21 protein-coding genes and 1 pseudogene are annotated in these 25,221 nt (G+C 73.3%); 12 read left to right on the top strand and 10 right to left on the bottom strand.

Going from position 1 to position 25,221, the window contains the following annotated elements; genetic code table 11:
• The first annotated feature begins 2 nt into the window (after positions 1-2).
• Complete coding sequence (locus AB0958_RS00415) at positions 3-866, top strand: class II fructose-bisphosphate aldolase (RefSeq protein WP_366888036.1); 864 nt, start codon at positions 3-5, stop codon at positions 864-866.
• Here AB0958_RS00415 and AB0958_RS00410 read toward each other — a convergent pair.
• Complete coding sequence (locus AB0958_RS00410; protein ID WP_366888035.1) at positions 832-1,983, bottom strand: methyltransferase; 1,152 nt, start codon at positions 1,981-1,983, stop codon at positions 832-834. The genes AB0958_RS00415 and AB0958_RS00410 overlap by 35 nt on opposite strands.
• A 67-nt stretch (positions 1,984-2,050) precedes the next feature.
• Here AB0958_RS00410 and AB0958_RS00405 point away from each other — a divergent pair, with 67 nt between their 5' ends.
• Together AB0958_RS00405 and AB0958_RS00400 are read left to right on the top strand one after the other, a co-directional pair.
• A complete protein-coding gene (locus tag AB0958_RS00405; RefSeq protein WP_366888034.1) occupies positions 2,051-2,701 on the top strand; it encodes an alpha-ketoglutarate-dependent dioxygenase AlkB in 651 nt (216 codons plus the stop codon).
• Between the two features lie 72 nt (positions 2,702-2,773).
• Positions 2,774-4,009, top strand: a complete 1,236-nt coding sequence (locus tag AB0958_RS00400; RefSeq protein WP_366888033.1) for an ROK family protein — start codon at positions 2,774-2,776, stop codon at positions 4,007-4,009.
• Positions 4,010-4,698: 689 nt separating this feature from the next.
• Here AB0958_RS00400 and AB0958_RS00395 read toward each other — a convergent pair.
• Both AB0958_RS00395 and AB0958_RS00390 read right to left on the bottom strand, forming a co-directional pair.
• Positions 4,699-5,097, bottom strand: a pseudogene (locus tag AB0958_RS00395) (ATP-binding protein); the annotation flags it as partial.
• Positions 5,098-5,280: 183 nt separating this feature from the next.
• Positions 5,281-5,604, bottom strand: a complete 324-nt coding sequence (locus tag AB0958_RS00390) for a hypothetical protein (RefSeq protein ID WP_132887483.1) — start codon at positions 5,602-5,604, stop codon at positions 5,281-5,283.
• 375 nt (positions 5,605-5,979) lie between these two features.
• On the opposite strand from AB0958_RS00390, the gene AB0958_RS00385 reads away from it, so the two are divergent.
• Positions 5,980-7,104, top strand: coding sequence for a PLP-dependent cysteine synthase family protein (locus tag AB0958_RS00385; RefSeq protein WP_366888032.1), 1,125 nt, complete (start codon positions 5,980-5,982; stop codon positions 7,102-7,104).
• On the opposite strand, the gene AB0958_RS00380 is transcribed toward AB0958_RS00385, so the two are convergent.
• Both AB0958_RS00380 and AB0958_RS00375 read right to left on the bottom strand, forming a co-directional pair.
• Positions 7,072-7,578, bottom strand: a complete 507-nt coding sequence (locus AB0958_RS00380; RefSeq protein WP_366888031.1) for an SRPBCC family protein — start codon at positions 7,576-7,578, stop codon at positions 7,072-7,074. The two genes, AB0958_RS00385 and AB0958_RS00380, sit on opposite strands and share 33 nt — an antisense overlap.
• 91 nt (positions 7,579-7,669) lie before the next feature.
• A complete protein-coding gene (locus AB0958_RS00375; protein ID WP_366888030.1) occupies positions 7,670-8,488 on the bottom strand; it encodes a DeoR/GlpR family DNA-binding transcription regulator in 819 nt (272 codons plus the stop codon).
• Between the two features lie 292 nt (positions 8,489-8,780).
• Between AB0958_RS00375 and AB0958_RS00370 the strand changes: the two genes are divergently transcribed.
• A complete protein-coding gene (locus tag AB0958_RS00370) occupies positions 8,781-11,114 on the top strand; it encodes a hypothetical protein (protein ID WP_366888029.1) in 2,334 nt (777 codons plus the stop codon).
• On the opposite strand, the gene AB0958_RS00365 is transcribed toward AB0958_RS00370, so the two are convergent.
• From AB0958_RS00365 to AB0958_RS00355, 3 genes are all read right to left on the bottom strand, one after another.
• A complete protein-coding gene (locus AB0958_RS00365; protein WP_366888028.1) occupies positions 11,084-13,522 on the bottom strand; it encodes a right-handed parallel beta-helix repeat-containing protein in 2,439 nt (812 codons plus the stop codon). The two genes, AB0958_RS00370 and AB0958_RS00365, sit on opposite strands and share 31 nt — an antisense overlap.
• Positions 13,523-13,695: 173 nt before the next feature.
• A complete protein-coding gene (locus tag AB0958_RS00360; protein ID WP_366888027.1) occupies positions 13,696-14,304 on the bottom strand; it encodes a hypothetical protein in 609 nt (202 codons plus the stop codon).
• A gap of 921 nt (positions 14,305-15,225) precedes the next feature.
• Entirely contained in the window at positions 15,226-15,681 is a 456-nt protein-coding gene (locus AB0958_RS00355; RefSeq protein WP_358973576.1) for a DUF6643 family protein, read from the bottom strand.
• A gap of 279 nt (positions 15,682-15,960) precedes the next feature.
• On the opposite strand from AB0958_RS00355, the gene AB0958_RS00350 reads away from it, so the two are divergent.
• Positions 15,961-17,319, top strand: a complete 1,359-nt coding sequence (locus AB0958_RS00350) for a TerD family protein (RefSeq protein ID WP_366888026.1) — start codon at positions 15,961-15,963, stop codon at positions 17,317-17,319.
• Positions 17,320-17,329: 10 nt separating this feature from the next.
• Here the strand turns inward: AB0958_RS00350 and AB0958_RS00345 are convergent, their stop codons facing one another.
• Positions 17,330-18,523, bottom strand: a complete 1,194-nt coding sequence (locus AB0958_RS00345) for a glycosyltransferase (RefSeq protein ID WP_366888025.1) — start codon at positions 18,521-18,523, stop codon at positions 17,330-17,332.
• Between the two features lie 39 nt (positions 18,524-18,562).
• On the opposite strand from AB0958_RS00345, the gene AB0958_RS00340 reads away from it, so the two are divergent.
• The 6 genes from AB0958_RS00340 to AB0958_RS00315 all read left to right on the top strand — a co-directional run bounded on the left by AB0958_RS00340 (position 18,563) and on the right by AB0958_RS00315 (position 24,527).
• The gene (locus tag AB0958_RS00340; protein WP_366888023.1) at positions 18,563-19,363 is read left to right on the top strand and encodes an aspartate/glutamate racemase family protein; all 801 of its coding nucleotides are present in this window, start codon (positions 18,563-18,565) and stop codon (positions 19,361-19,363) included.
• An 89-nt stretch (positions 19,364-19,452) separates the two neighbouring features.
• On the top strand, positions 19,453-20,007 hold the full coding sequence (locus tag AB0958_RS00335) for a hypothetical protein (RefSeq protein ID WP_366888022.1): 555 nt from the start codon (positions 19,453-19,455) through the stop codon (positions 20,005-20,007).
• A 192-nt stretch (positions 20,008-20,199) separates the two neighbouring features.
• Positions 20,200-21,813, top strand: coding sequence for an apolipoprotein N-acyltransferase (gene lnt / locus AB0958_RS00330; protein WP_366888021.1), 1,614 nt, complete (start codon positions 20,200-20,202; stop codon positions 21,811-21,813).
• 67 nt (positions 21,814-21,880) lie between these two features.
• Complete coding sequence (locus AB0958_RS00325) at positions 21,881-22,360, top strand: NUDIX domain-containing protein (RefSeq protein ID WP_366888020.1); 480 nt, start codon at positions 21,881-21,883, stop codon at positions 22,358-22,360.
• Positions 22,361-22,430: 70 nt separating this feature from the next.
• Positions 22,431-23,189, top strand: a complete 759-nt coding sequence (locus AB0958_RS00320) for an IclR family transcriptional regulator (protein ID WP_366888019.1) — start codon at positions 22,431-22,433, stop codon at positions 23,187-23,189.
• A 96-nt stretch (positions 23,190-23,285) separates the two neighbouring features.
• Entirely contained in the window at positions 23,286-24,527 is a 1,242-nt protein-coding gene (locus AB0958_RS00315; protein ID WP_366888018.1) for a PP2C family protein-serine/threonine phosphatase, read from the top strand.
• Between the two features lie 95 nt (positions 24,528-24,622).
• On the opposite strand, the gene AB0958_RS00310 is transcribed toward AB0958_RS00315, so the two are convergent.
• A complete protein-coding gene (locus AB0958_RS00310) occupies positions 24,623-25,048 on the bottom strand; it encodes an ATP-binding protein (protein WP_366888017.1) in 426 nt (141 codons plus the stop codon).
• Positions 25,049-25,221 lie beyond the last annotated feature (173 nt).

The raw sequence follows: 25,221 nt of genomic DNA, 5'->3' as shown, positions 1-25,221 counted from the left end.
CGGTGCCCCTCGCAGCCACCGGCGAACTGATGACCAGGGCCGCCCGGGCCCGGACGGCCGTCGCCGCGTTCAACGTCATCACCCTGGAACACGTGGAGGCCGTCGTCACCGGCGCCGAGGCGGCCGGTTCGCCCGTGGTCCTCCAGGTCAGCGAGAACGCCGTGCGGTTCCGCCACGGTCGGCTGCTCCCGCTGGCCCGAGCGGCCGCCGCGGCCGCCGAACGCGCCACGGTTCCCGTCGCGTTGCACCTCGACCACGTCCAGAGCGACGACCTGCTCCGGCAGGCGCCCACCGCAGGCTTCAGCTCCGTGATGTACGACGCGTCCCGGCTGCCGTACGCCGGCAACCTCGCCGCCACCGCGGCGGCCGTCACCTGGGCGCACGCCCGAGGCCTCTGGATCGAGGCGGAGTTGGGGCAGGTCGGCGGCAAGGACGGCCGACCGCCGCTGGACGCGCACGCACCCGGTGCGCGCACCGACCCCGACGAGGCCCGGGCCTTCGTCACCGGCACCGGGATCGACGCGCTGGCCGTGGCGATCGGCAGCGCGCACGCCATGACCACCCGCACCGCCGACCTCGACCACGGCCTGCTCGCACGGCTGTCGGCCGCCGTGTCCGTGCCGCTCGTCCTGCACGGCTCCTCCGGAGTCCCGGACGACGCCCTGGTCGCCGCGGTCGCCGGCGGCATCGCCAAGGTCAACGTCGGTACGGCGCTCAACATGGCGATGACCGGCTCGATCCGCCGCTTCCTCGGGGACCACCCCGAGGCGGTCGACTCCCGCACGTACCTGAGCGCCGGCAGGGAGGCGATGGCCCGGGAGGTCACCCGGATCATCGGGGTGCTGACGGACGGGAGCCCCGCTTGACCGCCTTCAGCACCACGAACTTCGGGTCGCCGGCCACCAGTTCACAATTGCCGAACAGCCGGCGCAGCTTCACGTGGTAACCCAGGTGCCGGTTGCCGACCACCCACAGCTCACCGCCCGGCCGCAGCGCCCGCTCGGCCCCCGTGAACATCCGCCACGCCGTCGCGTCGCTGGTCGCCTGGTGGGAGTGGAACGGCGGGTTGTTCAGCACCACGTCCACACTGCCGGCCGCGACCCCGGCGAGCCCGTCGCCCACCCGGAACTCGGCATGTCCGGGTACCCCGTTGGCCTTGTAGGTGGCCTCCGCCGAGGCCACCGCCTGGAACGACTCGTCGACGAACAGCACCTCGGCCGTCGGATCGGCCAGCGCCACCGCCGTACCGATCACCCCGTTGCCGCACCCCAGGTCCACGACGCGCCGCCCGCCCCGCGGCAGATGCCCCAGGAAGAACCGGGTACCGATGTCGAGCCGGTCGGCGCAGAACACACCGGCGTGGTTGACGACCGTACGCCCGGAGACCGCGCCGATGCCGTCCGGGAGCGCGTAGCCGTACGGCCACGGGTTCTCCGGGCGTTCCAGTGACGGGTCCGGGGTGCAGTGGATCAGCCGGGCCTTCTGCTCGGCGAGCGAGGTCCGGGTCGGCCCGAGGATCCGCTCGAAGAGCCGGAGGGTCGAGGTGCGGATCTCCTTCACCATGCCGGTGCCGACGACCACCGTCTCCGCGTGCACGGCGGGCGCCAGCCTCAGCAGTTGGTCCTCCAGCAGCGCCAGGCTCTTCGGCACCCGCACCAGCAGCACGTCCACCCGGTCCGGCGGCGGGTCCTGCGTGGTGAGCAGCTGCACGGCACCCGGTTCGACACCCGCCCGCGCCAGGTTCAGGCGGGTCGCCTCCTGGCTCAGGTACGAGTCGGTGATCTGCACCGGCCGGTGCTCGGCCAGCGCCGTGACCAGCGCGCCCCAGCGGTCGCCGAGCACCACGACCCGGCCGGCCGGCCCGATCCGCTCCCGGTCCAGATACCGGAGCAGATACGCGTCGGAGGCGTCCCAGGCACGCAGCCGGTCGCGCGGGTCGTCGGGGAAGCGGGACAGTTCGACCTCGCCCCACGGAGTCGTCATACGGTCGCTCATCGTGCGTCCAGGCTAGCCGAGCCCCAGCTCAGACCCCGTCGGGCAGGATGGGGGCATGGAGGACGAGCTGTTCCCGAGGGCGTGCGCCCAGGTCGCGCCGGGCGCCGTGCACGTCCCGGACTGGCTGAGCGCGGAGCGGCAGCGCGAGCTGCTGAGGGCCTGCCGGGAGTGGGCGCGGCCGCCCGCCGGACTGCGCACGGTCCGCACTCCCGGAGGCGGCACCATGACCGCCCGCCAGGTCTGCCTGGGCTGGCACTGGTACCCGTACGCCTACGCCCGCAGGATCGTCGACGGCGACGGCAGTCCCGTCAAGCCCTTCCCGGCCTGGCTCGACGAACTGGGCCGCCGCGCGGTGACCGACGCGCTGGGGCCGGCAGCGGTCGGCGGATTGTCGTACGACATCGCGTTGATCAATTTCTATGACGCCGACGCACGCATGGGCATGCACCGCGACGCCGACGAGAGGTCGGACGCGCCGGTGGTGTCGCTGAGCCTCGGGGACACGTGCGTGTTCCGCTTCGGGAACACGGAGAGCCGGGGCAAGCCGTACACGGACGTGGAACTGAGATCGGGGGACCTGTTCGTGTTCGGAGGAGAGTCGCGGCTCGCGTATCACGGGGTGCCGAAGGTCTGTCCGGGCACGGCGCCGGCGGAGCTGGGCCTGACCGGCCGTCTCAACCTCACGCTGAGAGTGAGCGGCTTCTGAACCGCGGACCGGCCCCCACGGCGCCGCACCGTCGCTACGGCCGCTTCTGCGGATCATGGCAGACTCCCTCTCATGAGCGGAAAGGTCGCCCCCGACCCGACGGGGAACGGAACCCCGAAACCCCGGTTGGACAGAGGACGTGGCGCACTCGGTCCCGCCCTGGAACTCGTGCACACCGGCCGCGCCCCCACCCGCGCCGTCCTCACCGCGGAACTCGGTGTCACCCGCGCCACCGCAGGCGCCGTCGCCGCCGAACTGGAGTCGCTCGGCCTGATCAGGGTCGACGCGCACCCCGGTGCCGCCGCCGGTTCGCAGGGCCGCCCCTCGCACCGGCTGGAGGTCGCCGAGTACGGCCCCGTCGCACTCGCCGCCCAGGTGCACGCCGACGGTTACCGCGCCGCACTCGTCGGCCTCGGCGGCCGTATCGTCGCCACGGCCCCCGGCTGCGAGACGGTCGACGCCGACCCGGCGAAGGTGCTCGGCTCGGTCGTCGAGGCGGGCGCCGACCTGCTCCGCGCCACGGGCCTGCGCTGTGTCGGCGCCGGACTCGCCGTGCCGTCCGCCGTCGCCGAACCGGAGGGCCTCGCCCTCAATCCCCTGCACCTGGCCTGGCCGGTGGGCGCCCCGGTGCGCCGGATCTTCGCGGAGTGCGTGCGCGCGGCCGGCATCACCGGGCCGGCGTTCGCCGGCAACGACGTGAACCTCGCCGCGCTCGCCGAGCACCGGCACGGCGCGGGACGCGGCGCCCGGGACCTGCTGTGCGTGGCCACCGGTCACCGCGGCGTCGGCGGTGCGCTGGTCCTGGACGGCCGCCTGCACACCGGCAGTTCGGGTCTGGCCCTGGAGGTCGGCCACCTCACCGTCAACCCGGAGGGCCGCTCCTGCCACTGCGGCAGCCGGGGCTGCCTGGACGTCGAGGCGGATCCCCTCGCCCTGCTCATCGAGGCCGGCCGCGAGCCCGGGCCCGAGGTGTCGCTGCTCCGGCAGGCCGAGGACCTGGTCCGCGACCACTACGCCGACCCGACAGTCCGCGGGGCCGCCGAGGCGCTGATCGACCGGCTCGGTCTCGGCCTGGCGGGGCTGGTCAACATCCTCAACCCCGACCGCATCATCCTCGGCGGTCTGCACCGCACCCTGCTGGACGCCGACCCGGAGCGGCTGCGCGCGGTGGTCGCCGACCGCAGCCTGTGGGGGCAGAGCGGCGGCGTGCCGATCCTGCCGTGCACGCTCAGCCACAACAGCCTCGTCGGGGCCGCGGAGTTGGCCTGGCAGCCGGTGCTGGACGACCCCCTGGCAGCCCTCCGGTAGACCACCCGGTGGCCGTGCATTGCGGGCGCGTACTCGGCCGCCCTGATCAGCCTGCGGCTTCGCCGACCGGCTCGCCCCGGCTTCCGCTCCGGCGTCGAGATGCCCGGCCTGCTCGGCGATGGCGCGAGCCGGACCGGCTGCACGATCGTGCGCGCGCCCCCCGCGGCGGCCCGGCGGGAAGCCTCACCGCCCGCTCAACTGGCGACAGCCGAGCGGGCGGGAGCGTGCGTGCCGACGGCCCCACCGCCGGCCGCGTGCGCGGGCGTGACGGCTCCCGCGGTCACATGCGCGGGGGTGACACCGCCGGCGCTCGCATGTGCGGGGGCGGGTGACCCGGCGCTCGCGTGTGCGGGGGTGGTGGTTGCCGCGGTCGCGTGTGCGGGGGTGGTGGTTGCCGCGGTCGCGTGTGCGAGCGCGGGTGATCCTGCGGTCGCATGGGCGGGCAAGGGTGTCCCGGCACTTGCGTGTGCGGGCGCGGGCGTCCCGGCAGTTGCGTGGGCGGGCATGGGGGTCCCGGTGGTCGCGTGTGCCGGCACGGGTGGTCCGGTGCCCGCGTGTGCGGGCATCGGTGCCTCGGCGCCTGCGTGGGACGGCGTCGGCATGGCTGCCGGCGCTGGTTGCGGTTCCGTGAGTCGGCGGGCCGGCTCGGCGGTGCCGCGGGGCGGCCGGGTCGGTTGCGGTGCGGCCGTCGGCGCGGGCAGCGTGAACCACACGACCTTGCCGTCGTCGTGCGGTCGCACCCCCCAGCTCTCGCTGACCGCGGCCACCATCGCGAGGCCGCGGCCGCAGGTGGCCATGGGAGTGGCGGTCGTCCCTTCCTCGACCACGGGAAGGCGCGGATCGTGGTCGCGGACCGACACCGTGAGGCGGTCGAGCTGGAGCTCGATCTCCACGGTGCAGTTCTTGTCCGGCTGGGCATGCCGGTGGACGTTGGTGAGCAACTCGGTCACGCCGAGTGCGGCCCGGTCGATGAGCGGGTCCAGACGCCAGTAGCGCAACTGGGCAGATACGATTCTGCGGACCTGACCGATCCGCGAGGGCAAGGCTTGAAGCTCCACCGAGCAGTGTCTGCTTGGGTGTTTGATCACGGCTGCGACTCCCCGACGTGAGGTCCGGAAGAACACGGGAGAACGGATCCAGCAGGGCGCCGCCGTCCATGGGGCCGCCTGCTGTCGTGGCCGGCGGGCTGGTTCGCAGCGTTATCGCCGGTAAACCCAGAGTGACGTGTGACAAGCGTGACCCAGCGCCTACGGTCGCGCAACTCGCGGTGGTCAGCCGTCCCGCCCCGCGGCTCGTCGTACCGCCTCGATGAAGCGGCGGGCGGCGGGTGGACCGGGCTCGCCGGGCGCCGGGTCATGGTCGCCCAGGGTGAGTGAGTAGCGCTGGCCGTTGAGGTCGGCCAGGGCCCGGTCGTCCGACGCGAACCACGGCTTGGAGGCCCGTACCGCCTGTACGGGCGCGCTGTCGATCTCGCTGCCGTAACTCGTCAGCAGCTGCACCCTGCCGTCCCTTATCCGGACCTGCCCGGCCCGGGTGAGCGAACGCAGCCGCTTGTCGATCCGTACGCCCGTCGCCGTGAACTCCGGCTCCGTCATCGTGCCCCGCCCCTTCGACTGCCTCGGTCGCCGGCCCGGAAGGTGGTGGTCCCGGCCGGCGTGCTCCGGTTCATGTCGTGATCCAGTGTGCGCCCCCGTTCGGGACGTTCGTCCCGTCGGATGGCAGTCTGCCCCCCTCCGGCGGGGAGCACCAGTGCGCCAGGACGGCCGGACCGGGGGCGCTCGGAGCACTCGCCGCAGTGCGCCCGACGGGATCGCGCCACTGCCCGCGGCTGCTTCCCTCGCTGTTCCCCAGGGGTGCCTTTGAGGCGCCCAAAGTTACGTTTATGCAGGTGAGAAGCGTGCGGAAGATGCCTATGATCGAGGCGTCGGCCGCGTTCGGACGCCGTCGGCGCGAAGTGAAGGAGCCCCGTCGTGAGCACCACCCCGCAGATCCGGACCGGCGCCACCCTCGACGTCGACCGCAGCGACACCGCCTACCGCGACTGGCTCAAAGAGGCCGTGCGCAAGGTCCAGGCCGACGCGAACCGCTCGGCGGACACGCACCTGCTGCGCTTCCCCTTGCCGGAGGCATGGGGCATCGACCTCTACCTCAAGGACGAGTCGACCCACCCCACGGGCAGTCTCAAGCACCGGCTGGCCCGGTCCCTCTTCCTCTACGGCCTGTGCAACGGCTGGATCCGGCCCGGACGCCCCGTGATCGAGGCGTCCAGCGGCTCGACGGCCGTCTCCGAGGCGTACTTCGCCAAACTCATCGGCGTGCCCTTCATCGCGGTCATGCCGCGCACCACCAGCGCCGAGAAGTGCCGGCTCATCGAATTCCACGGCGGACAATGCCACTTCGTGGACGACTCCCGCAGAATGTACGAGGAGTCCGCACGTCTCGCGGTGGAGTCCGGCGGCCACTACATGGACCAGTTCACCTACGCCGAACGGGCCACGGACTGGCGCGGCAACAACAACATCGCCGAATCCATCTTCCGTCAGTTGGAGTTGGAGCGGTTCCCGGAACCGGCGTGGATCGTCGCCACGGCGGGCACCGGCGGCACGTCGGCGACGCTCGCGCGCTACGTCCACTACACCCAGCGCGACACCCGGATCTGTGTCGCCGACCCGGAGAACTCCTGTTTCTTCGAGGGCTGGACCACCGGCGACCCGGACGTCACCTGCGACTGCGGCTCCCGCATCGAGGGCATCGGCCGGCCGCGCATGGAGCCGAGCTTCGTACCGGGCGCCGTCGACCGGATGATGAAGGTGCCGGACGCGGCGAGCGTGGCGGCGGTACGGGCGCTGGAGCGGGCTATCGGGCGGAAGGCGGGCGGTTCGACCGGCACCGGTCTGTGGAGCGCGCTGAAGATCGTCTCCGAGATGGTGGCGCAGGGGCGCACGGGAAGCGTCGTGACGCTGCTGTGCGACCCGGGGGACCGCTACCTGGACAAGTACTACTCGGACTCGTGGGTGGCGGCGCAGGGGCTCGACCTCACGCCGTACACAACGGCGATCGAGTCACTGCTGGCCACCGGCGTCTGGCCCGACTGAGCTGCGGCTCGCGAGACGCCGGTCCAGCGCGCCGACCGCGTCCCGGAAGGCCCGGCCCAGGCCGGCGCGGGCCAGCCGGACCACGAACCGGAAGGGCGCCGTGCCGTCCACGGCGAAGGTCCACCGCACGAGGGTCCCGGCGCCGGACGGGACGAGCCGCCACTCCTCGGCGATGGCGCGGGCGCCCGGCGCGTTGGTCAGGTCCACCCGGTAGGCGTAGACCTCCGCCTCCCGAGCCGCGATGACCGTCTCGCGGAAGCGCCCGCCGCCCTTGAGGCGGATGGCGCGCCCGGCGCCGTCGTCGACGGACTCGGCGTGCGTCACCGCGGCGAACCACTGCGCCCAGCCGGGCACGTCGTCGTTGAGCGCGTGGAAGACCCGGTCGGGCGGCGCGGCCATCTCCCGCGCGAACACCAGGCGTACGGGTGCGGACTCTACGAAGTCGAGCCCCACGGGGCGCAGCTGACGCGGCATGAGCGAGAACCCCCTTGGCCGACCGGGCCGTTGGCCGGACCCGTCACGATAGCTGACATGCCATCAGGTGTCTGCCCCGCCCGCCCCGCGGTCAGTCCTCCGTCTCGCCCGCCACCACCAGACGCCGCAGGTGTTCGGAGATCTCCGCGCGCGCCTGTGCCGGCAGCCCGGCGTCCGTGACCAGGGTGTCGACCTGCTCCAGCTTCGCGAACGAACTCAGGCCCACCGTGGCCCACTTGGTGTGGTCGGCGACCACCACGACCCGACGGGCCGACTGCACCAGACGGCGGTTGGTCTCCGCCTCCGCGAGGTTCGGCGTGGAGAGGCCGGCCTCCACCGATATGCCGTGCACCCCGAGGAACAGCAGGTCGAAGTGGAGCGCCGCGATCGCCTGGTCGGCCACCGGCCCCACGAGCGAGTCGGACGGGGTGCGCACCCCGCCGGTCAGGACCACGGTCGCGGCGCCCTGCCGCTGCCCGGAGACGCGCTGCGCCGCGTGGAAGACGTCCGCGACCCGCACCGAGTTCGTCACCACGGTCAGGTCGGGAACCTCCAGGAGCTGATGGGCCAGCGCGTACGTCGTCGTACCGCCGGACAGCGCGATCGCCGCCCCCGGCACGACCAGCTCGGCGGCGGCCCGGGCGATGTCCTCCTTGGCCGTCAGCTCCAGGCCCGACTTGGCCTCGAACCCCGGCTCGTGCGTGCTCGCCTCCACCACCGGCACCGCGCCGCCGTGCACCTTCTCCAGGACGCCCTGCCTGGCCAGCGCGTCCAGGTCCCGGCGGACGGTCATGTCCGACACGCCGAGCTTGCGGGTCAGCTCGTTGACCCGTACGCCGCCCCGGCGTCGGACCTCGTCCAGGATCAGGGCGCGGCGCTGCTCCGCGAGGAGGTTCTGGTTCTCACTCACGTACGCTCCGGTCCTCTCGCCTCAAGCTGTCCGACACGCCCCGCGTACCGGCTCCGACCAGGACATTCCGTTCGGTTCGGGTGCGCGGGCGCCCCATCCTTTCACGGGACCGCACCGGTTGCGCCACTGCCTGTGTCGCTGCGCACATGTCATTCGGTCACCTGTTGTTGCACCAGGCGTCACACATAACGGGGAGATTCCGTGAGAAGTGGTGTACGTCACACCACGATCGGAGATCCTGGGACCCGCACGGACAGGACCATCGGCGTGGCACGGGGGAAGTGCGATCACAGTGGAACGCGCGCAGGAACGAACCGGCGACGACCCGACCGAACGGCCGACGGAGATCGACCTGGAACTGCTGGTGCACGGTGTCGGCGGTGCCACCCCCGAGAAGATGCTCGACGACCCGCACACAGTCCGGATCACCGGCGACGACACCGCTGCCCTCTTCCGCCGCGCCGACGACGTGGACGCCGAGTCCCGGCCCGCCGACCACCGCGACCGCCCGGTGCCGGAGGCGTACGTCTGGTGCAACCTGACCTCCGGCAACGCCTCCCGCGCCCTGTGGCTCCTGCTCCTGCCCTTCATGGTGGTCAACCTCGCCCACTGGATGCGCCCCGCCGCCCGGAACCGGCCGCGCACCGTGCGCTTCTACGGGCTGCTGGTCCGCCTCGCCGGGCTCACCCTCACGGTGCTGTTCGTCGCCGCCGCCTGCGAGGTCGCCCTCGACCTCACCGCCTGGCAGTGCGCGGGCGTCACGGCCTGCGCCCGCCGGCACTCCTGGCTCGGTTTCCTCTCCCCGGCCGGCGCACACGGCGGCTGGTGGAGCGGTCCGGGCCGCCGGCTCGCCCTGGCCGCCCTGGTGCCCACCGCGCTGACCGCCCTGCTCTGGTACCTCTCGCACCGCACCTGGAGCGCGTACGAGTCCACCCGGCCCCTGTCCGTCGACCCCGAGCCCGGCCACACCTCGCTGGCCGGCCCAGGCTTCTGGTACGGGCGCCGGCTCGTCGCCCGGCTGCGCACCGCCCACACCGCCGCGGGCCTGCTCACCGTCGCCGCCGCCGTCCTCGCACCGGCGGCCGCCTTCGACCGCCGGCCGGGCGGAGCCGCCCTGCTGGACGTCCTCGGCCGGCTGCTGACCGGCGCGCTCGTCGCCGGCGCGGTGGCCGTGGTGTGGGTGGTGTGCCGCCGGGGCCGTACCGAGAACCACCTCGACCAGGAACTGGACCGGTGTCTCGTACGGCGCCTGCCCCTGGTCGCGCTCGCCCTGCTGGCGCTCGTCGTCCTGTACGCGGGCTGGTCCCGGCCCGGATGGCGGTCGACCGGGCGGCTCGCCGGGGACACCACCTTCGGCGGCCTGGCCCTGGCACAGGGCGTGCTGGTGATCGTCCTCGGGCTCGTCGCCCTCGACCTGCGCCGCGGGCTCCCCGATCCGCGCGCCGCGATGCGCGGCCTGAGCGGGCCCGCGGTAGCCCTGCTGGCCTGCGCGCTGGGCGGGGTGATGTCGGGCGGAGTCACCCAGCGGGTCTCCGACTGGCTGGACGGCACGGGCACCTCCATCCCCGGCCCCCCGGTGCTGCTGACCTGGCAGGCCTCGACGGTCCCGCCCGTGCTCGCGGTGCTCCTGGCCGCCGTCGCGCGGCTCTCCTGGCGCACCGCACGGCTCAGCCGCGCCGATCGCGGCGCCGTGGACCGGGACCATCCCGGCGAGCCGGAGGACGTCGCCCGGACCCGCGAGATCGCCCGGGTCCGTGCCATGGCCGCCCTCACCGACCGGACGCCGTTCGTGCTCACCGTGCTGTGCGCGACCACGCTGGCGCTGGGCGCCGGGGCCCTCGTGGGAGCTCTGGCCACGGGGAAGACACCGGACGGGGCCGCCGGCCGGACGCCCGCTGCCCTGCACGGCGCGGCCGAGGCCTCGCAGGCCGTCGGCTCCTGGCTGGTGGGGCTCGGCTTCGTCCTCTTCGTCACCTGGGGCCGGCGGGCCTACAAGGACGCCTCCGCCCGGCGCACCGTCGGCATCCTCTGGGACGTCGGCACCTTCTGGCCGCGCGCCGCCCACCCGTTCGCCCCGCCCTGCTACGCCGAGCGCGCGGTGCCCGACCTGACCTGGCGGATGGTCACCTGGACCCGCCGCACCGGCGGCCGCCTGGTCCTCTCCGGCCACTCCCAGGGCAGCGTCCTCGCGGCCGCGGCCGCCTGGCAGCTGACCCCGTCGGTCCGCAGCCGGGTCGCCCTGCTGACGTACGGCTCGCCGTTGGAACGCCTGTACGGCCGCTGGTTCCCGGCCCACTTCGGCCCGGCCGAACTCGGCTCCCTGCACCGCGAGGTCGCCTGCTGGCGCAATCTCTACCGGCTCACCGACCCCATCGGCGGCCCCGTCCGGATCGCCGACGGCGACGGTCCGCAGGTCGACCACCCGCCCCTGAAGGACTCCCTCGCCTACGGACGCACGCCGGACCACCCGCTGCCCGGCCCCGTCCTGGGCCACTCCGACTACCAGGCGGACCCGGCCTTCGCCGCGGAACGGGCACGGCTGCTGACGCGGCTGCGTCAGGACCCGCCCGCAGGGCCCCGCAACGAACCGACTGATCAGGGGAGTTCCGGCAGATCCTCGGCGTAGAGCAGGGTGAGGTCGTCGGTGGTCGGATCGGCCACCTGGGCCACCCGGCTCGCGTGCCGCTCCACCATCGCCTCGAAGGTCTGCCGCGCGGTACGGCCGTTGCCGAACGCCGGGCCCTTCGGGATCTCCGTGAAGTACTTCAGCAGTCCCTCGGACGCCCCCGGTGCCAGCCGGTACTCGTGCTCGTCGGCCTGCTGCTCCACGATCCGCAGCAGCTCCTGCGGGCCGTAGTCCCCGAAGGTGATGGTCCGGGAGAAACGCGACGCCACACCGGGGTTGACCGAAAGGAAGCGCTCCATCTCCTCGGTGTAGCCCGCGACGATCACCACCACGGCGTCCCGCTGGTCCTCCATCAGCTTCACCAGCGTGTCGATGGCCTCCTTGCCGAAGTCCCGTCCGGCGTCCTCCGGCGACAGCGCGTACGCCTCGTCGATGAACAGCACACCGCCGTGCGCCCGCTGGAAGGCCTCCTGGGTGCGGATCGCCGTGGAGCCGATGTGCTCGCCGACCAGGTCGACCCGGGACACCTCGACCAAGTGGCCCTTCTCCAGCACCCCGAGGGAGGCCAGGATCTCGCCGTACAGTCGGGCGACCGTGGTCTTGCCGGTGCCGGGGGAGCCCGTGAACACCAGGTGCCGCTTGACCGACGCGGCCTTCAGCCCGGCCTGCTGACGGCGCCGGCCGACCTCGATCATGTCGGTCAGCGCCCGCACCTCGCGCTTGACGCTGTCCAGGCCCACCAGCGCGTCGAGTTCACCGAGCACGGCCTGGGAGGTGCGGGCCGGCTCCTCGGGCGCGGCCGGCGGAAGCAGGGGCTCCTGCTCGGTGCTGCGCTGCCCGGGAATGGCACCCAACAGCCCAGGGGACTGGTACGACGTCTGCACGGCCGTCTCGCGCTCCGTCGGCCGGCGCAGGCTGCCGCTCTCGTCGCTGGTGCAGTCCTCCACCACCGGGCCGGTGCCCGGGTCCGCGTCCGGGCCGCCCTCCGCGAACTCGTAACCACCGCGCGCGCACCGCTCCGTGCGGCACTTGCGCAGGGTCGTACGGCAGCCGTCGATCACATGGAAGCCGTAGCCGCCGCTGCCCGTGACCCGGCAGTTCAGGAAGGAGCCCCGGCCGCCCGCCGACACGTAGAAGCCCGCCTCCGCCGGGGCGTCCACCGTGCACCGCTCGATGGTGGGATCGGCGCCCTTGGTGACGATCACTCCGGTCTGGGTGCCGTCCACCGTGCAGTTGTTCAGGGTCCCGCCGCTGCCGTGGTCGCGGAACCAGGCGCCGGTGGCCGCGTCCCGGATCCGGCAGTCGTCCAGCTGCGCGGTCGCCCCGTCGCTCACGGACACCGCCGTGTTGCGCACCTGGGAGAGGTCGCTGTCCACGACGTCCGCACGGGAGCCGCGGTCCAGGACGAACAGCGCGTCCGGCACGTCGTGCACCCGGCAGGAGTCCAGCACGGCGGTGGCGCCGTCGCTCACCCAGACCGCCGGGTAGTCGCCGGTGCTGTCGAAGATCTCGCACTGGTTGGCGTCCACCCGGGTCCCGGGGTCCCACACCGACAGTCCGTTGCGCCCGAACTGACGCACCGTCGTCCGGGTCAGCGTGAGCACCGAGCGCGAACGCAGATCGACCGCGTTCTCCGGGATGTCGTGGATCCGGCAGTCGGCGAGAGTGAGCACCGCGTCGGTGTCGAGCGTGACGCCGTCGGCGGTGGTGCGGTGCACGTCGCAGTCGGTGAAGTGGGCCGTGGCGCGCGCGGTGACCTGCACCCCGGAGCCGCGCACCTCGTAGATCTCGCACCCCACCGACTCCAGCGCGGAGCCCTCCCCGGTCACCGTCACCCCGGTGCCCGACGCGTGGTGGATCCGGCAGCGGTCCAGCCGCGGGTGGCCGCCGCCGCGCACCGCCACCCCCGCCTGGCCGGCCGCCACGACCTCGCACTCCTCGAACACCCCACCACCGCCGTCGAGTACGGCGATGCCGATGCCGGCCGGGTTGTCCACGGTGCAGCGCCGCACGGTGGGCCGGGCTCCGCCGCGCACCTCGATCCCGGCCGCGGACCGGGTGACGATCCGTACGTCCAGCAGTTCGGGCGTGCCCTCCTCGACCAGCAGCGCGGGCGCCGCCGCGTCCTGCCCCTCGACGTGCAGGTCCTGTACGACCGCCGAGGCGCGCACGGTCAGCGGCACCCCGTCCACGGGCGCGATCCGCACGGAGCCGGGCGACCCCTCCGGACCGCGCAGGGTCACGGCGCGCTGCACCACGAGGTTCTCCCGGTAGGTGCCGGGCGCGACCGTGAGGACGTCGCCGTCGGCGGCGGCCTCCAGGGCGGCGGCGAGCGAAGCGTACTCACCCGTGCGGCGTCGCCACCGCGATGTGCCGGTGTGCGTCACCTGGACCGTGCCCTGTGCCATGGCGTTGCCGTGCCCCCACCTCGTCGTACAGATCGCTGACCGGCCTCGGGGCGGCATCGCGGACGGTGCCCTGCCCCTGTGGTTCGCTCGCGCGCGGGTCGATGCCGAATGCGCTTCGGCGGCTCCACCGTAGCGTGCGCCGAGGCGGTGGGTTGACCAGAGAGGGAAAGGCCTCAGCTGCCCGTACCGGCCTTGCCCCAGTCCGGCCCCGCCCGTTCCCACGCCTGGTCCCACCGCGCGTACCTGCGGCGGACCATACGCCAGACGATCATCCGTCTCGCGCCCTCGACCAGACCGGCGGCGAGCAGCGCGGCGCCGAACCCGGCCAGTACGGCGTGGGTCGACGCCGTCGCGGAGTCCAGCGGGCGGGCCGTCATGAGGCCGTGCTGATCCGTCCAGACGTCGAAGTGGTCGCCCCTGTGCGGGGACTTGAGGGTCGTCAGGACCGGGCCGTGCCGGTGGCTGCCGTCCGGTGCCGTCCAGTCGGCGAGGACGCGGCTGCGGCTGTCACGGACGCCGGCGACGTCGGGGTCGGTCTCCACCGGGGTGCCGCCGCCCAGCCTGCGCACCACCGTGGCCGTGACGAGGTGCCGGTCGTGATGCTGCTGCCGGACGGACCGCTGGAGGGCGCCCTGGGCGGCCGCGCCGACGACCGAGCCGAGGACGGGCGCGGCCACCGCGATCAGCACCAGCGTCACCAGGGCCACCCAGGCCTCGACCAGGTCGGTCGCGCGCCGCAGCGGATTGCGCCGCCAGCGCCACAAACCACGGATCGCTCGCACCGGGCACCACCCCCTTCCCGCTCCGTGATAACCCCACCCGCACCGTTCACCCGCAGGCTCCGGCCGAAGAGAGAGCGAAATCACCCCGGCCGGCACTTTCATCGACTTCTCACGACGCCAACGACCGGAGCACGCACTCGGGTTCCCGCCGGACCGGAGATCACCCCGCCCGGGACCGGGAACCGAGCGATCACAGCCACGGCACCCGGAGGCGGGGGCGGGACGGCGGGGGGACGAGGCAGGCGCACCGAGTTGAACCGGGTGGAACGGTCGGGATGCAGATGCGCGGGGTGCGGATGGATTGAGGCACCCGGTCTGGGGCAGACGTGTGCTGGGGCTGGTGCGAGGGGAGCAGGCGGACTCGGTGCGGATGTGCGGGGTGCGGAGGGACTGGGACAGATGGGGGGTGCGGGCGGATTGGGGTAGGCGCGCGGGGCGCGGATCCGCGGGAGCGGGTGGTTCGGCATGGGACGTGCTGTCGGCGCGGGTTTCGCACCGGCCGGGTGGGAGGCCCGGTCGTGCGACGACCGGCGGTCGGCCGAGAGGGGCGAGGAGGGCGAGGGGGCGGGACGGTCGCGCCGCCTATCACGCCTCGTTGCGGGGACACGTTGCTTCGGACGAGCGGGACGCCAGGTTCCGCAGGTCCGGCCTGGGTCGGCAGAGGGGCTGGGAGTGGGCCTCTTCGGCCGTGCTCACCGCCGTGTTGGGAGGACGCCCCCGGGCCGTGGGCATGGACGCGCCGCCGCCGGGCAGTAGCTCGGTGGCGGTGGGCGTGAGGGCATGGGAGGGGCGCCGGTGACGACCTTTCCCCCGTCGTCGATCAGAAGCCGGCGCCGGTCAGCCCCCTGGGCCCCATGACGGCCTGCCGGGGCGGGCGGCCCCGGAGTGCCTCGACCGGATGAACGCGGACCGACTGAGGGATCAGTAGCCGCGGTACTGCTGCTGTTGCTGGTTGTTGTACGGGTCCTGGTACGGGGCGGGCTGCGCGGGGCGCGGAGCCGCCGGGCGCATCGCCTCGTAACCGGTGCCGCCCATCATCGGACGCGGCTGCTGCGGCTGCTGTCCGGGGTAGCCGCGCGGTGCCGTCGCCTGCTGCGGGATGTACGCGGTGGGCGCCTGCTGCAGTGGTGCGGGCTGCTGCATCTGCTGCGGGTAGCCGTAGCCCGGGGCCGGCTGGGAGGGAGCGGCCGGCAGGGCGGGGAGTGCCGACGGCAGGGCGGGCAGGTTCAGGCTGCTGCCCGTGTCGTAGGCGGGAGGGACCCGGATCGGGGCGATCTGCGGGGTGCCCCGTTCGGCCACGAGCGAGTCGTAGATCGGGGTGTCCGGGAAGGAGGCGGAGTAGTAGCCGCCGCCATAGGTGGAGCGGGGGGAGGTCATGGCACATAAGGTAAGCCCACGATGTGCTGGTTGGGGAGACCGATAAGAGGGTTGTTTTCCGTGTCGGCAGTGACGCTGGATCCCCAATCCGAGCGAACTCGGCAAAAAAGGACGGCAATCAGCGTTGTGATCGTGTAAAGGCCGAGTTCCAGGGCGGTTACCGGCGGTTGGCGAGGGATCTTGCTGTGCCGTTCGTGGGCGTTCCCTGTCCCCGGGAATAGGTTGTGCGGGTAGGGATGACCTGGGACCGCCGGGGTGCGCCCGGCATGCCGACACGCGATGGGGGCGGACATGTCAATGTCGAAAGGATCGAATACGCCGGTGCCGACCGCGGCGCTGCGCGTCGAATTGGGCTGGCGCTCCGGTCCGGGCGTGCCCGACGCGGACGCCTCCGCGCTGCTGCTGGTCGCCGGGAAAGTGCGCTCCGACGAGGACTTCGTCTTCTACAACCAGCCCTTGCACGCCTCCGGCGCGGTCCGGCACGAGGGCAAGCGGCGCTCCGGCGACCTGGTCACCGACACGCTTTTCGTCGACCTCGCGCGCGTGGAGGCCCCGATCGAGCAGATCGTCCTCGCGGCCTCCGCCGACGGCGGCACCTTCGGTCGGGTCCCCGGTCTCTACATCGAGGTCCGCGACGCGGCGGACGGGAATGTGGCCGCACGGTTCGACAGCACCGGCGCCACGACGGAAACCGCTTTTGTGCTCGGCGAGTTGTACCGCCGTCAGGGCGGCTGGAAGTTCCGTGCGGTGGGGCAGGGATACGACAGCGGACTCGAAGGCCTCGCGACCGACTTCGGGATCACGGTGGACGAGCCGCAGCACGCGCCGCAACCGCCCGTTCCCCACGTCGCTGCACCCGCCCCGACCCCGTTCCCCCCGACCCCGTTCCCCCCGCCCCCGGTCCCTCCGAGCCCCGCCCCGGCGTCCCCGCCATCACCGAGCGGGCCGCCCTTGCCGCAGCACCCCGCGCCCACCTCCGCCGGCCTGCCGGCCCCGCCGCCCCCCTCGGCCGCGCCCGTGCGCCTGTCCAAGGTGACGCTCACCAAGGCCGCGCCCGCCGTGTCGCTGGCCAAGCAGGGCGGCACGGCGGGCGCCCTGCGCGTCAACCTCAACTGGCAGGTCCGCAAGGAACCTTCCGGCTGGGGCGGCCGGCGGGGCGGGGACCTGGACCTCGACCTCTGCGCCCTCTACGAACTCGCCGACGGCCGCAAAGGGGTCGTACAGGCGCTGGGCAACGCCTTCGGCTCGCTGAACCGGCCCCCGTACATCCACCTCGACGGCGACGACCGGACGGGGGCCGTGTCGAGCGGGGAGAACCTCACCCTCAACCTCGATCACAGACAGGACTTCCGGCGCGTCCTGGTCTTCGTGACGATCTACCAGGGCGCCACGTCCTTCGCCGACCTGCACGCCACCGTCACCCTCCAGCCCCAGTACGGCGCCCCGATCGACTTCTCCCTCGACGAGTGCACGGTTCCCTCGACGGTCTGCGCGCTCGCTCTGATCAGCAACACCGGAGGGGATCTCGTCGTCCAGCGCGAGGCGCGCTACCTGGTCCCGGAGCGCGGCGTGAGTCCGCAGCGCACCGTGGACCGCGCCTACGGCTGGGGGATGAACTGGACGCCCGGCCGCAAGTGACCGGCGCGGATCAGCCCTCGTCGGCGACCGCGTCGGGGCGCGCGTAGGTGCGGCCCTTCCAGGCCGCCCCGCGTCCCCGACAGTGCTGCACCGCCGAGTCCACCGTCATCAGGAGGTAGAGGAACGCGGTGAACGGCAGCAGGGGAGCGAGCCCGGGAGGCTGCCGGTAGTAGCGGAGCATCGGCAGGTAGGTCACCGTCATCAGCAGCCAGGCGGCACCGCCCGTCAGCGCCGCCGTGGCGCTGCCGGTGACCGCACCGGCCAGCACCGCCGCCGGCGGGACGAGGTACACGAGGACGAGACCGGCGACCGTGCCGAGCAGCAGCAGCGGGTTGTGCCGCAGTTGCGCGTACGCGCTGCGGGAGACCATCCGCCACAGGTCGCGCAGTCCCGGATAGGGGCGCACACTGTCCACCCGGTCGGCGAGCCCCAGCCAGATGTGTCCGCCGGTGCCCTTCACCGCGCGGGCGAGCGCCACGTCGTCGATCACGGCGTGCCGGATCGCGTCCGGGATCCGCGCCCGCTCCGCCGCGTCGGCGCGCAGCAGCACGCAACCGCCCGCCGCCGCCGCCGTGCGCGAGCCCGCGCGGCCGATCCGGCGGAACGGATAGAGCTGCGCGAAGAAGTAGACGAAGGCGGGGACGACCAGCCGTTCCCACCGGCTCTCCACCCGGAGCCGGGCCATCTGCGACACCACGTCGAAGCCCCCGGTACGGGCCGCCGCGACCAGCAGCCGCAGGCTGTCCGGTTCATGGGCGATGTCCGCGTCCGTCAGCAGCAGGTACTCGGGGCCACGCGCGCGCGCCAGGCCGATCCCGTGCCGCACCGCCCACAGCTTGCCCGTCCAGCCCGCGGGCGGCTCGCCGGGCGAGCCCACGGTGAGCGGCAGGCCGCCGTGGCGCGCGGCCAGTTCCCGGGCCAGCTTCCCGGTGCCGTCCGTACTGCCGTCGTCGACCAGGAACACCTCGGCCCGGCCCGGATAGTCCTGACCGAGCAGGGACGGCAGACTCAGGGGCAGCACGGCGGCCTCGTCCCGGGCCGGGACGACCACGCACACATCCGGCCATTCCCGGGGATCGCGCCGGGGCGGCAGCCGGACGTCGGTGCGCCAGAAGAAGCCCTGGCAGAGCAGCAGCCACAGCCAGGCGGCGAGGGATACGGCGGCGGTCCACACGATGGCGCTCACGCGCGCAGTCTGCCCCACCGGACCGGTCCGCGACGGCCCATCGTCTATCGTGACCGGGTGAAGATCGCGCTCATGGACTCCGGAATCGGCCTGCTGGCGGCCACCGCAGCGGTACGGCGGCTGCGCCCCGACGCCGATCTCGTACTCTCCTTCGACCCCGAGGGCATGCCCTGGGGGCCGCGCACCCCCGAGGACGTCACCGCACGCGCGCTGGCCGTCGCCGAGGCCGCGGCGGCACGTCGGCCGGACGTGCTGATCGTCGGCTGCAACACGGCGACCGTGAACTCCCTGACCGCGCTGCGCGCCCGCCTGGAGCCCGGCATCCCCGTCGTGGGCACCGTCCCGGCGATCAAGCCGGCCGCGGCGGGCGGCGGCCCGGTCGCGATCTGGGCGACCCCCGCGACCACGGGCAGCGCCTACCAGCGTGGTCTCATCGCGGACTTCGCCGACGGCGTGCCGGTCACCGAGGTGCCCTGCTGGGGTCTGGCGGAGGCCGTGGAGCACGCCGACCGGACGGCCGTCGACACCGCCGTGCGCGCCGCGGCCGAGCTCACCCCCGACGACGTGACCACCGTCGTCCTGGGCTGCACCCACTACGAACTCGTCGCGGACCGCATCCGCACGGCCGTGCAGCGCCCCGGCGCCGCGCCGCTCGCCCTGCACGGCTCCGCCGGTGCCGTGGCCGCCCAGGCGCTGCGCCGGATCGGTGCCCGGCCGGCCCCCGACGCACCGGCCACCGGTACGGTCACGGTGCTGCTCAACGGCCGTGAGGGAGAACTGCCCGCGGCCGCGCTGAGCTACGCCGAGGGCCGCCTCCTTCAGACGGTCGCACCGGCGGGCCCCGCGGTGTCCCGGTGACCCCGCGCGGGCCGCGGGCACCGGCGCCGTGAGCGGTCACCCTCCGCGACGCGGTGCCCGCGCAGCGAAACCTGAGTAGTCTCGTAGGCATGAGGGACCACCCCCACGGCCACCTCGCGCACGAGGACGGCCCGCGACCCGACATCTGGACCGGCCGCGCCACGAACCGCGTGCAGTGGCTGCTGGCGCTGGCCGGCGCGGCCTGCATGGCGCTCGGCATCGAACTGGCCGTGGACTCCGCGTGGACCTCGGGCGCACCGCTGGTGATGTCCGTCGTCGGCTGCATCGCCGCCGGACTGCTGGTCCTCTTCGGCACCCTCGCCTTCGTGCACGTCGACCTGAAACTCGACCGGGAGTGCCTCGAAGTCCGCTGCGGTCACATCGGGGTACCGCGCCGGCGCATCCCGCTCTCCCATGTGGCCGGCGCCGACTTCTCCCCGCAGATCACCCCGCGCCAGTGGGGCGGCTGGGGTTACCGCTGGCGCCCGGAGAAGGGCACGGCCGTCGTCGTGCGCCGTGGCGAGGGCATCGTCCTGCGCCTGTGGGACGGCCACACCTTCACGATCACCGTGGACAACGCCGAGTCCGCGGTGCATGTGATCAGGGAACGCCTGCGGACCATCACCCCGGGTACCGCTCGCTGAAGCAGGCCGCGGCGGTGCGGTTCCGCACCTGCGCAGGACGTTCGCCGCGAACCCGGCGGCAAGCAGCGCAGGCCGCGTCGCACACCGTAACCGCAGATGCCCGCTTTGTGGACGACTTGGGCAGGAAGAGTGCGATTCCTGCATCCCGAGACCGCGCTGTCGGCCGTACGGTCCCGGCCGTACACTCCCCGAGTGACCGTCACCGCAACTTCCGTGGACCGATCGGACCAGCTCACGCCGCGCCCCGCACCCGGTGCGCGCGGGCTCGCGCTGCTCCGCCGACTGGTTCCGGCCGCAGTCTCCGCCCTGAGCGGAGTGCTGCTGTACGTCAGCTTCCCGCCCCGCACCCTGTGGTGGCTGGCCCTGCCCGCCTTCGCCGGATTCGGCTGGGTCCTGCGCGGCCGCACCTGGAAGGCGGCCCTCGGACTCGGCTATCTCTTCGGCCTCGGCTTCCTGCTGCCCCTGCTGGTGTGGACCGGCGTCGAGGTCGGCCCCGGTCCGTGGCTGGCGCTGGTGGCGATCGAGGCGATCTTCGTCGCCCTGGTCGGGGTGGGCGTCGCCGCGGTCTCCACGCTGCCGGCGTGGCCGGTGTGGGCGGCCGCCCTCTGGATCGCGGGCGAGGCGGCACGCGCGCGCGTGCCCTTCCGCGGCTTCCCCTGGGGCAAGATCGCCTTCGGCCAGGCGGACGGCGTCTTCCTGCCGCTCGCCGCGGTGGGCGGCACCCCGGTGCTCGGCTTCGCCGTTGTGCTGTGCGGGTTCGGGCTCTACGAGGTGGGGCGGCTCGCCGTCGAGGGGCGGCGCACGCGTGAGATCCGGCGCGGTGCCGCGGCGGCGGCCCTGCTGAGCGTGGCGGTCCCCGTGGTGGGCGCGGTCGCGGCGCGGACCCTGGTGAGCGACGAGGCGGAGAACGGCTCGGTGACCGTCGCGCTCATCCAGGGCAACGTGCCACGGGCCGGCCTCGACTTCGCCTCCCAGCGGCAGGCCGTGCTTGATTACCACGTGAAGGAGACCCTCAAGCTCGCCGCCGACATCAAGGCGGGCAAGGTCGCCAAGCCGGCCTTCGTGCTGTGGCCGGAGAACTCCTCCGACGTCGACCCCTACGCCGACGCCGACGCGGCGGCCGTGATCGACGAGGCCTCGAAGGCGGTGGGCGTGCCCATCTCGGTCGGCGGGGTCGTCGAACGCGACGGCAAGCTGCTCAACGAGCAGATCCTGTGGGACCCGGTCAAGGGCCCGACGGCGACCTACGACAAGCGGCAGATCCAGCCCTTCGGCGAGTACCTGCCGCTGCGCGGTCTGGTCGGCGCCGTCAACAAGAACTGGACCAGCATGGTCCGCCAGGACTTCAGCCGCGGCACCAAGCCCGGCGTGTTCGACATCGACGGCACCAAGGTGGGCCTCGCCACCTGCTACGAGGCCGCCTTCGACTGGGACGTGCGCGACACGGTCACGCGCGGTGCGGAGATGATCTCCGTGCCCAGCAACAACGCCACCTTCGACCGCAGCGAGATGACCTACCAGCAGCTCGCCATGTCCCGCATCCGCGCGGTCGAGCACAGCCGGACCGTGACCGTACCGGTGACCAGCGGGGTCAGCGCGATCATCATGCCGGACGGGAGGATCACCCAGAGGACCGGCATGTTCGTGCCCGCCTACCTGGTCCAGAAGGTGCCGCTGCGCACCTCCCGGACGCCCGCGACCGAGCTGGGCATCCTGCCCGAGATCGCCCTGGTGCTGGCGGCCGCGGGCGGTGTGGGCTGGGCGATCGGGTCCGGTCTGCGCCGTCGTCGCGCCGGTGACGCGTAGCCGTACACCCGCTGTACGCCCCGTGGTCCCGGCCGGCCCGCGCTCATCGGGCGGCTAGGGTCGGCCCATGGCTACTCCTGAGTTCATCCGCGCCGTCCGGGCCTCCGCGGGCCACCAGCTGCTCTGGCTGCCCGGGATCACCGCCATCGTCTTCGACGACGACGGCAGAGTGCTGCTGGGCCGCCGTACCGACACCGGCAAGTGGTCGGTCATCGGCGGCATTCCGGAACCGGGGGAGCAGCCGGCGGTCTGCGCCGTGCGGGAGGTCTTCGAGGAGACCGCGGTGCGCTGCGTCGCCGAGCGGGTGGTCCTCGTCCAGGCGCTGGACCCGGTCACCTACCCCAACGGCGACGTCTGCCAGTACATGGACATCACCTTCCGCTGCCGGGCCGTCGGCGGCGAGGCCCGGGTCAACGACGACGAGTCGCTGGAGGTGGCCTGGTTCGACGTGGACGCCCTGCCCGAACTGAACGAGTTCGGCACCTTCCGGATCAAGCAGGCACTGTCGGACGCGCCCACCTGGTTCGACGCCGCGACGCCCGGCTGACGGGGCGGGCCGGTTCCGCGCGGGACGGTCGCCCCTTGCTAGCGGCGGGTGCCAGGCGCACGCTGGTGGCATGAGCGTCCACGAGAGCCCCACGCTCATCATGTCCGTGCAGCGCGCCTTCCGTCTGCTGGAGGCGGTGAGCGCGCACGAGAACGGCGCGCCCGCGAAGCAACTGGCGCGTGAGACGGGGCTGCCCCTGGCGACCACGTACCACCTGCTGCGGACCCTGGTCCACGACGGATACCTCCGCAAGCTGGACGACGGAGGCTTCATCCTCGGTGACAAACTGCTGACGCTGCACACCGCGAGCCACGGGCAGACGCTGCTCAGCCGCGTACGCCCGACCCTGGCCGCCCTCCGCGACGAGCTGGCCACCGCCACCTACCTGACCTTCTACGAGGAGGGCGAGATCAGCGTCGCCGAGATCGTGGACGGCCCCCGCGCGCCCCGGACCGACCTCTGGGTGGGATTCGAGGACGCCGGACACGCCACCGCGCTGGGCAAGGCCGTCCTGCGTGAACTGGACGACGACGCGCGCCGCGACTACCTCTCCCGGCACCATCTCGCCGACCTGACCCCCCGCACCATCACCAGTCTCCCGGAACTGCTCCGCAAGCTCGACACCTCGCCCCTCGCCCCGGCCGTCACGGACCTGGAGGAGTACGCGCTCGGCACGGTGTGCGTCGCCGTGCCGATCTACCGCGGCGACGTGCTCGGCTCGCTCGGCGTCTCCCTTCCGGCGGAGCGGCTCGCCCGGCTCCCCGAGCTGCGGGCCAGACTGCTTCCGGCGGCCGACCGGGTGACCAGAAGCCTCTCGTTCACTATCTGAAAATCCGCTCCTTGTGGCGTGCCGACCGAACCTCTTTCCTGGATGAAACGGACAAGTCGGTAGTGCACTGCGTGCAGTGAGGATTGCGGACGGAACATGAGGCAGGCGCGAGTACATGGCGACCACACGGGGCCGTGGTGGCCGTTCAGGAAGCGGGGGGCGCGTCCGGGGGCGGCGGCCTCCCGTGACTCCGGCCCGCAGCTGGCCGCCGGAATCCCGGTGCTGCCCGTACTGATCGTCTGCGGGGTCGTGTTCGTGGACGTCCTCGGCGGTTCGGGGTTGTTCTGGCTGCCGCTGCTCGCGGCCGGTCCGGCGCTGGCGGCCAGCACCAACGGCTTCCGGGGCGTGCTGTGGGTCGGTTTCCTCGCCGCGGCGCTGGGCGGGACGCTCGGCGCCCGGGACGGGGTGCCGGCGCGTGAGCTGGCCGTCGTCCTGTCGGCCCTGCTGGCCGTCACGCTGGCGAGCGCCCTGGCCAGTGCGGTGCGGGGCCGTCGGGAGCGGGTGCTCGACGCCGTCCGCTCGGTCGCGGAGGCCGCGCAGCACGCGGTGCTCCAGCCCGTTCCGCAGAGCGTGGGCCCGTTCCGGGTGGCGGTCCGCTACAGCGCCGCGGCGGCGGAGGCCCGGATCGGCGGCGACTTCTACGCCCTGGTGTCCACCCCGCACGGGGTCAGGCTGATCGTGGGCGACGTGCGCGGCAAGGGACTGCCCGCGGTGGGCACCGCCGCTCTGGTGCTGGGGGTCTTTCGCGAGGCCGCCTACGACGAGCCGGATCTCCTGGCCGTCGTCGGCAGGATCGAGCGGAGCCTGGCGCGCAACCTGGGCCCCGACGACTTCGTCACCGCGGTGGTCGTCGGGCACCCGGGACAGGGGCGGCTGGAGATGGTGAACTGCGGGCACGCGCCTCCCCTGCTGATATCCGCCTCGGGGGAGGTCGTCGCGGCCGAGTCCACCCGGCCGGCCCCGCCCCTGGGCCTGCGCGCCCTCGTCGACGAGCCCCCCTGCCTGGAGATCCTGCCCTTCTCCGAGAGGGACCAACTGCTGCTCTACACCGACGGCGTCACCGAGGCCCGCGACCGTGCGCGTGCGTTCTACCCGCTGGCCGAAGGGGTGGCACGCCATGTGTCCGACGAACCGGAACACGTCCTGACCGCGGTCCACGACGAACTGCTGGCACACGTGGGCGGCCGGCTGCACGACGACGCGGCGCTGCTCCTGCTCCGTATGCAGGCCGCGGACCGCTCCCGGTGCGCCGGGTCGGTGTCGGTGGGGACGCCGGGCGGCGGTCCCCGGCCGGCCGAGCGGACGGGCTGCGCCTCGCCGTCGCACCTCGGCTGCTGACAGGCGGGTCCGGGGCGGGCCCGGACCGAGCCGCGACCAGGAGACGTTTCAGGCGGGCGGGACCGGGCGGACGCGCCGCCGGCCGTCCCGCGTCCTCACACCGCGACCAGTTCGGCCCACCGGGTCACTCCGCGCCGGCAGGTGCGCATGCCGTACCGGGTGGCCAGCGCGTGGACTATCTCCTCGCCCCGCCCGTGCTCGTCCGGGTCGATCCCCGCGGGCGCCTGTCCCGCCGCCCGGGAGGGGCCCGCGTCGGTCACTTCGATGTGCAGGGTGCCCAGTCCGGCGTCCCGGATCCAGGAGAGCCGCAGCACCGCCGGGGGCAGGGCGTGGACGATCGCGTTGGTGAGCAGTTCCGACACCACCAGCAGCGCGTCCTCGATGACGTCCGGGGACACCTTCCAGGCGGTCAGGACCGCACCCGCCCGTCGGCGCACGTCGGAGACGGCACCGGGAACGGGAGGCGTCGGGAAAACGTGTTCGCTTGCCTCCCGCACCAGGGTATTGAGCTGTACCGCCATGTTGTGTCTCCAGAGGTGAGGTCATCGGGTCCCGCGTCACACACCTCGGCGCATGTGCCGGACCTCGTAGCACGCTAAGGAGCCATCCCGCGTCGGTCAATGAACGTCGGTCGGCATTACCGAACGATGCCGCGGTGGCCCGGTCGTCGCCCGCACGGCAGACCCGCCGTGGC

The sequence above is a fragment of the Streptomyces sp. NPDC006655 genome, from assembly GCF_040703965.1.
Classification (GTDB): domain Bacteria; phylum Actinomycetota; class Actinomycetes; order Streptomycetales; family Streptomycetaceae; genus Streptomyces.
The sequence above is the reverse complement of the archived record's forward strand: the minus strand, read 5'-3'. Positions and strand labels throughout refer to the sequence as shown.

Coding starts and splice junctions, on each gene's coding strand:
- AB0958_RS00410 (WP_366888035.1), bottom strand. CDS start 1,983: ATGACGACTCCGTGGGGCGAGGTCGAACTGTCCCGCTTCCCCGACGAC.
- AB0958_RS00405 (WP_366888034.1), top strand. CDS start 2,051: ATGGAGGACGAGCTGTTCCCGAGGGCGTGCGCCCAGGTCGCGCCGGGC.
- AB0958_RS00400 (WP_366888033.1), top strand. CDS start 2,774: ATGAGCGGAAAGGTCGCCCCCGACCCGACGGGGAACGGAACCCCGAAA.
- AB0958_RS00390 (WP_132887483.1), bottom strand. CDS start 5,604: ATGACGGAGCCGGAGTTCACGGCGACGGGCGTACGGATCGACAAGCGG.
- AB0958_RS00380 (WP_366888031.1), bottom strand. CDS start 7,578: ATGCCGCGTCAGCTGCGCCCCGTGGGGCTCGACTTCGTAGAGTCCGCA.
- AB0958_RS00365 (WP_366888028.1), bottom strand. CDS start 13,522: ATGGCACAGGGCACGGTCCAGGTGACGCACACCGGCACATCGCGGTGG.
- AB0958_RS00355 (WP_358973576.1), bottom strand. CDS start 15,681: ATGACCTCCCCCCGCTCCACCTATGGCGGCGGCTACTACTCCGCCTCC.
- AB0958_RS00350 (WP_366888026.1), top strand. CDS start 15,961: ATGGGGGCGGACATGTCAATGTCGAAAGGATCGAATACGCCGGTGCCG.
- AB0958_RS00335 (WP_366888022.1), top strand. CDS start 19,453: ATGAGGGACCACCCCCACGGCCACCTCGCGCACGAGGACGGCCCGCGA.
- AB0958_RS00325 (WP_366888020.1), top strand. CDS start 21,881: ATGGCTACTCCTGAGTTCATCCGCGCCGTCCGGGCCTCCGCGGGCCAC.
- AB0958_RS00320 (WP_366888019.1), top strand. CDS start 22,431: ATGAGCGTCCACGAGAGCCCCACGCTCATCATGTCCGTGCAGCGCGCC.
- AB0958_RS00315 (WP_366888018.1), top strand. CDS start 23,286: ATGAGGCAGGCGCGAGTACATGGCGACCACACGGGGCCGTGGTGGCCG.
- AB0958_RS00310 (WP_366888017.1), bottom strand. CDS start 25,048: ATGGCGGTACAGCTCAATACCCTGGTGCGGGAGGCAAGCGAACACGTT.